The organism is Microvirga rosea (assembly GCF_020595095.1).
In the GTDB taxonomy this organism is placed as follows: domain Bacteria; phylum Pseudomonadota; class Alphaproteobacteria; order Rhizobiales; family Beijerinckiaceae; genus Microvirga; species Microvirga rosea.
In genome coordinates, this window is sequence record NZ_JAJDOP010000030.1 from 1 (window position 1) to 4,899 (window position 4,899).

Annotated in this window: 4 protein-coding genes and 2 pseudogenes; 4 read left to right on the plus strand and 2 right to left on the minus strand. The window is 55.2% G+C overall.

Annotated elements, in window-relative coordinates:
- The 3 genes and pseudogenes from LJD17_RS23845 to LJD17_RS23855 all read left to right on the plus strand — a co-directional run.
- Positions 1 to 257: pseudogene (locus tag LJD17_RS23845) on the plus strand (HlyD family type I secretion periplasmic adaptor subunit); the annotation flags it as partial.
- Positions 258 to 479: 222 nt separating this feature from the next.
- Positions 480 to 1,037 (plus strand): nucleotidyltransferase family protein, encoded by a 558-nt coding sequence (locus LJD17_RS23850; RefSeq protein WP_227386737.1) that lies wholly within the window; start codon positions 480 to 482, stop codon positions 1,035 to 1,037.
- Positions 1,038 to 1,561: 524 nt separating this feature from the next.
- The gene (locus LJD17_RS23855; RefSeq protein WP_227386739.1) at positions 1,562 to 2,143 is read left to right on the plus strand and encodes a hypothetical protein; all 582 of its coding nucleotides are present in this window, start codon (positions 1,562 to 1,564) and stop codon (positions 2,141 to 2,143) included.
- Between the two features lie 259 nt (positions 2,144 to 2,402).
- Here LJD17_RS23855 and LJD17_RS23860 read toward each other — a convergent pair whose 3' ends face one another.
- Positions 2,403 to 3,242, minus strand: coding sequence for a hypothetical protein (locus LJD17_RS23860; protein WP_227386741.1), 840 nt, complete (start codon positions 3,240 to 3,242; stop codon positions 2,403 to 2,405).
- 806 nt (positions 3,243 to 4,048) lie between these two features.
- On the opposite strand from LJD17_RS23860, the gene LJD17_RS23865 reads away from it, so the two are divergent.
- A complete protein-coding gene (locus tag LJD17_RS23865) occupies positions 4,049 to 4,522 on the plus strand; it encodes a nucleotidyltransferase family protein (RefSeq protein WP_227386743.1) in 474 nt (157 codons plus the stop codon).
- 38 nt (positions 4,523 to 4,560) lie between these two features.
- Here LJD17_RS23865 and LJD17_RS23870 read toward each other — a convergent pair.
- Positions 4,561 to 4,899: pseudogene (locus LJD17_RS23870) on the minus strand (nucleotidyltransferase domain-containing protein); the annotation flags it as partial.

The following is a 4,899-nucleotide window of genomic DNA, read 5'->3' on the forward strand; positions in this document are numbered from 1 at the left end:
ACCAGCGCATGGTGCCCGAGCTGCACGGCACGGTGAGCCGGATCTCGGCGGACGTGTCGCGTGATCAGCAGACGGGTGTGACGTTCTACACGATCCGTGTGGATCTGCCCGCGGATCAGATCCAGCGCCTGGAGAACCTGAAGCTGATCGCCGGCATGCAGGCCGAGGTGTTTGTGGAAGTGAACAAGCGCACGCCGTTCGAGTACTTCTTCAAGCCCATGGAAGAACAGTTCGCCCGAGCCTTCAGAGAACACTAGTCGGCATATCCTTCTGATCGACGACACACCAGAGAACATTCGCGCAGCTCAAGCCTGTGACTGGGAGGCCGTTCTTTGGACCGGCGAAGAGCCTCTGTTGAATGTACTCAAGGAGCACTTCCCGACCAAATTCTCTGTCGATGAGTTTCAGACGCCTTGAGGATAATTTCCGATAAGGCCGTTCACGGAATGCTAGCTCTGTAGCCTGGAGAGATTCGGAAGGTGCCTATTTCCGTTGAAACGTTCATTCGCTCGGTGATGGAAAATCCCATCAATACAACGATCCTCAACCGTCTCCCACTGCTTCGACTGAACCAGTGTTACCTCACCGCGGGGTGTCTGTTTCAGACAATCTGGAACCAACGCTCTGGGCTACCCCCGCAGGCTCGGATCAAGGACTATGACGTCTTCTATTTCGAGGACGATCTGTCGTTGGAGGCCGAGGACGCTGTGATCCAACAAGGGAAGCTTCTCTTTGATGACTTAGACGCCGCAGTTGAGTTCAAGAACCAAGCCCGGGTTCATCTCTGGTACGAACAGCGGTTCGGACGCTGTTACCCGCGCCTAGCATCCGCAAGAGATGGGATTGATCGGTATCTGATCGCCTGCACCTGTGTTGGGATCAACGTTGCTACCGGTAAACTCTACGCCCCAAATGGTCTGGAAGAGACTTGGGAGGGCGTCTTGAGGATCAACCCCCTGAACCCCCAGCCAGATCTGTTTCTGAAGAAGGCCGAAGACTACCGCGCACGTTGGCCTTGGTTGAGGATCCAGCCCTAAGCAGAGCGAATTTCCGACAAGCGGAGAACCATCAGACCCAGTTGTTTCGCTTCCTGGTCACATGAAGACTCTGGCTCACCGGACCTTCGAATATGACAGGCAATCCCGAGGCTCTGGTCCAACATTAGGATGCACGCTCCAGCGCCGCACGCGGTACGACGCACTTCTTGGTCCGGACTATCTGGTAACGAAGCGCTCGTGTCACGAGAGCTTGCTGCTGCCATTCGAGCGCTGAAACACAAAGGCGAGAGATGATTCCGCTCACCGGTTGTGCCGCACAAGGGCAGAGGCATACATTGGCCGCTTACAAGCAGCACGAATCCGCTACGATGCCGCTGAGGACGTGCTCGATACTCAGCCCGTAGGGCGGCGGCGCGGCTGATGAAGTGGAATTGGTTGAAAATTCCGGTCTGACTGGCTTATTCATTACTCAATGGCCTGGGTTATTGGCCACCGTATCGCAGTAAGTGCACGGCTGAGGACACCTCAGTTAACTGAGAGGACCGATGTGTAGATACCTTCGATTGGATCTCCCTGCTGCCCTCGGAATTGCCGTCTCCTTACTCATCGCCGGTCCCTGTGTCGCAGAGTGCCCCAAAGTAGCCGAAGCAGGTGTTACGCTTACATCTGCAGACAAGCATACACAGTTCAAAATCAGTCAGGCTAACGAAAGGTTGGTGACCATTCAGAGGATTGAGGACGGGGTCCTAACCAGCTCAACCGTTTATCACGAAGGTCTGTTCCCTCTCCTCACAAGGCACCTTAATGGCCCGACGACGTTCGAATATACGACACCCTACCAGCAATTCAGATTGAAGGTTGGTGAGGAGATACGCTTCGCATACGTTATGAGGACGCCGGACCACAAGGAGACACGTCTAGTTTCGAAAATGCGGGTTTCTGGCACGGACGAGGTCGAAATCGGCGGCTGCCGGTACTCAGTGTTTGTCCTTGAGAAGTTGAACCTCACTTCCGGGAAAGGGGCAAATTCCAGTATCGTTTTGGCCTATTTCAGCGAAGCCTTAAGACTTCCGTTGAGGTCTCGCATTCGATTCAATGATGGTCGGCAGCAGGATTTCATCTTCTCGTCTATAACCCTTCAGTAAGTCGCGAGACGTAGCCCGGCCATTGCGCGAATACCTGTCTCAAGGCTGCCTTACGGGTATCCGTAACGGAGGCGATAACGGGTCCACTTCCTAGGTCCGGTCAAAGCGAGGATCGTGCTTCAAAAGGGCAGCTGCGTGCAGGTCATGGGGTTTTAGAGTCGAAGTTGCAGCAGCGGCTCGGCTGATGGAGCGGCTTTAGCCAAGAGATTTCGATTCAGAAATCAAGGAGGCGAGGCTTAGCGGCCCTCGTTGCCAAGTGTCAATTCGTTGCTTTCTTAGGAGAGGGCTGCAAAGCGCGCTGAATAAGACCGCGAACCTGCTCCGGTATATGGACAACCAACTCTGAGGTCTTTGGGTCTCCGTCCAAATCAAATTGGATTGTGGAGATTGCATTGAATGAGTTTTGTGCTCTCGAAGGGTTACTGAGTACGAAATGAATCCGCTGCTCCAGCCTCTTCCACTCCTGAGTCCATCCTTGGGCCGCCACGAAGTGGCTTCGGGAAACGGTCAAAAGCTCACCGTGTCCTTCATTGTCGACAAAGCTGACCTTCTTAATGTCGAACTGTCCATCCCACACACCTGGGCTATAAGCCATGCTGCCAACTACAGTATCACCGAAACATATTGTGAGACTTAGTCCACTGCTCAGATCCCCGGGATAGTGAGAGATTGAATCCGTATCGAAACATTCACTGCCTTTTCTTGAGCCGTACATCCATCTCGCAAGGAGCGATCCGCGGGTATGGAGGAATATGCCCGCACCCTGACCACCGAAACTGAGCACTGATAGAGGTGCTATGCGGAGATCCTCGGGCTCACCTAGCCGTGAATTTGGATACGCAACGGATGCTGTTTTCGCTTTCAAAAGAGGTGGGAGCAAAGTTGCGACGTTTTCCGGATTCGTCAGCGTCCATCCAATAACAGATTGTACGGCGGAGTGGACGTTGTTGGCCTTTAAATCGCGCTCGTTCAGGAAATAGATCTCCTTGCTGGCGGTGGCGAAGTTCTTCCGCTGAATGTCTGGCGAAACCTCCATTTCACCCAAGTAATCCATCACCAAAGCGATTCTATTCTGGACGGCCTCCAGCACGGCATTCATGTCCACCGCAGTTCCTCGCGGGTACCGTTCACGAGGGATAGATGCCCTGTGCACGCCTAGACGTGCTCCGCTCATTACAAGCCGCCGCGGCCTTTGACCCTCCTTGTCGAAGCCCCCCCAGAAGGCGAAGCTACAGGCGCTGACGCATGTTGCATTCGGAAGGAGAATGGCTCCAATCCCCTGCGCCCGAAGATAGCGACCAATCTCGATCCCCTCCCAGAGGAGCCCACCAGGCGAGTGGAAGGAAACATAGACCTGATTAGGCGGGTTGAGTGTGGTCGCCTTTGGCACAAGCGCCTGAACACGCTTCAGATCACCCTTAACAAGCTCGCCTTCTAGGTGAATGACACTGATTCCAAGGTCAGCTCGTGAGATGAAGCGCGCCGTCGCAGCAGGGGCGGCCCTCCCGGTGCATGCGAGCATGAGGATGCCTAAAAGCCCAGAAATGGCTCTGCGCTGCGAAATACCGAACCTATGCTGAACCATTCGGAGGCTGTCTCATCTCTGAGCGGGAGCAAATGCCCGCCCACAGCGAGTGACCTTAGCAACTGCCTGCTCCGAGTCGAGTTAGGGCTCCGACATCGCTGTGGACCCAAGTACTCTGTCTTCGCAGACCGCCTGCAAGGACTGGGCCGAGACCGTACATATGACCCCGATGTGAGTCAGCTAAGAGCCTCGCCTTCCAACCATCGAGAGGCATTCAGGCTTGAAGCTTAGCCTCATGCATTAGTCATTGGTGGGGAATCCGGTGGGGAAGCCTGCTGCGAGCCTCTAGATTTTGCTTTAAAAGCAAGCGCTTAGCGATAATAGATGGCGGAGGGAGCGTCTACCAGACGGTCTGGAATGCTCTGATGGGCCGACCGAGAGGGACCGGGATCAAAGATTATGATCTTGTCTACTTCGACAGCTCCGATCTGTCCTGGGAGGCCGAGGACGCGGTCATACAGCGGGTTGCCGCTGCCATGCCGCCGCTGCCGGGAGATGTTGAAGTCCGCAACCATGCCCGAGTGCCGCTGTGGTTCGAGGAGCGGTTCGGTTTTCCTTGCCCTCCGGTCGCCCATCCCGATGATGTGTTCCGGCAGTACCCTCTTACAGTGCAGGCCCTGGGGGTTCGGCTCGGCAAGGATGGTAACCTCAGCGTCCTTTGCCCCTTCGGTCTTGAGGACCTATTCGCCATGCGCGTTCGCCCAAACCGCGCGTTGCCCAACAGAGCCAGTTACGAGGAGAAAGCCAAACGTCTGGTCCAGACCTGGCCGGAACTCATTGTTGGGCCCTGGTAACGGTGACAAAAGCGAGTACGAGTTTCCGATAGAATTGTTTATGGAATGTCGGATTTTATCGCAGTTCTAGCTTCAGGCGGAGCATCTAATTTGTAGCCCGCAAAATAGCGTCCGCCATGACGGTCCAGTTCGCTTTCTGCGATGGCCAACAGCGGCCCTGCATGCCCCTCGGCTGCGCATTGAAACGCGTTTTCAAATCTATCTGCGATCTCGAGGTCTAGCTCCTTCAGCTTTCTTGGCAACCACTTGGCCCGGCCTGTCCAAGCGCCGCGCCCTAACAGGATCAAGTCACCAAGTTTCTGATAGAGCGCGGTCGCAATCGCAAAGACCTCTTCGGGCGAGCGCTCGCCCCGTAAGTCGTCGGCGAGGTCACTGAT